The organism is Streptomyces sp. NPDC048659 (assembly GCF_040650575.1).
Classification (GTDB): domain Bacteria; phylum Actinomycetota; class Actinomycetes; order Streptomycetales; family Streptomycetaceae; genus Streptomyces.
The window spans coordinates 1-1,451 of sequence record NZ_JBEZHM010000139.1; the positions used below are offsets into that span (position 1 = coordinate 1).

Below are 1,451 nucleotides of genomic sequence, written 5' to 3' on the forward strand. Positions count from 1 at the left end.
TGGTACTTGGTGCCGTCCTTCGTGGTGACGACCCAGTACTCACCGTCCTTGGCGCCGTTGCCGGTGGCCTGGCCCTTGACCTGCTGGACGGTCGAACCGTCGCCGTTGGCCGTGAACCACTTGTTCTTCGACTCATCCCACACCAGCTCGGTGGTCATACCGCCGAGGGAAAGGGTGGCGTTGTCCGAGCCCCAGCACAGGTCCGCGGTCTTGTGCGTGGAGTTGTTGGAACCCGCCTTCTTCGAGTCCTGACGGCAGTTGGCGTACGTACGGGTGATGGAACCCGCGTTGTAGTCCCAGCCGTCACCGATCCACGAAGCCTGGTTGTTCGACGACGACGTACGCCCGTCCACCGACTGCGAGGAGTACGAGAGGCCGACCTTCGGCATCAGGCCGCCGGCCGTCTCCGGGGTCTGCACCTGGTACGAGTAGGTGAAGGCGCCGGAGGAGGAGCCGGAGGACCAGGAGCCCGAGGACAGCAGCGGGGAAGCCGTGAAGTCGCCCGACGCCGACGAACCGGTGTCGAGGAGGCCGACCGCGGAGCCGCCCGCCGCGTTCGCGGCCTGGCGGGCGCCGTCGCGCAGCGACGCCTTCGTCGCGCCGGACCGGGCGACGAAGCCCTCGCCGAGCAGGCTGGACACCGGCACCGTGCCGGTGACGAGCTGGCGGGTCGGCGCGTTCTTCGCCGCCGTCGACCCGGTCGGCGCGTCCTTCGCGGCCACCGTCTTCACGGTGGAGCGGAGGCGCTCGGCGTCTCCGGTCGCGTCGGTGCCGGACATCGGGGTCGTACCGCCGTCGTCGGCGCAGTCGCCCGTGGTCGGGGAGGAGTAGACGCACTCCGGCAGCAGCATCAGGCCGAAGCGCTCGGCGGCGTTCGGGCCGTACATGTCGGCGAAGCCCGTGGTGTCGACGGTCAGGGCCACCTCGGCGGCCGGGTCGACCGTCGCCGGCGGGGTCACCTTCATGACGACACCGGACACGCCCGCGTCCTGCGACGTGGTCGTCGGGGCCAGGCCCACCTGCCAGTCACCGGCGATGGCGGCGGCGTCGGCACCCGCCGGGACACCGATGGCGATCGGCAGGTTGTTGCTGACCGGGACCGTGGTGCCGGGGGCCGTCGCCGCGGTGAGCGTCGCGTTGCCCGTGCCAGACGTCCACGCCGCCGTCGCCTTGGGGGCGTACGGGTCGACCGGGACCTCGGGCGCGGTGCTCAGCGTCTTCTGCGCCTCGGCATCGCCGTCGAGCTCGGTGCTCTTCGGGATGTCGGGCAGGTCGACCTGAGAGGTCGACTCCTGACGGTTCATGCCCGGGCCAGGGATGGCCAGCGCCTGCCCGCCCAGGCTGGTCACGGTCAATGTCGAGGACAACAAAAGGACGGTCGCCATGCGGCTTCGCCGCAAGCGCCGTCGTTGTGACTCCGTCATGGCTGGGCGTCCTAGCCCCAGCCATGA

At 70.6% G+C, this 1,451-nt stretch carries 1 pseudogene; it reads right to left on the reverse strand.

The window, feature by feature from the left end:
* A pseudogene (locus AB0C99_RS39620) lies at positions 1–1,385 on the reverse strand (sugar-binding protein); the annotation flags it as partial.
* Positions 1,386–1,451: the final 66 nt, after the last annotated feature.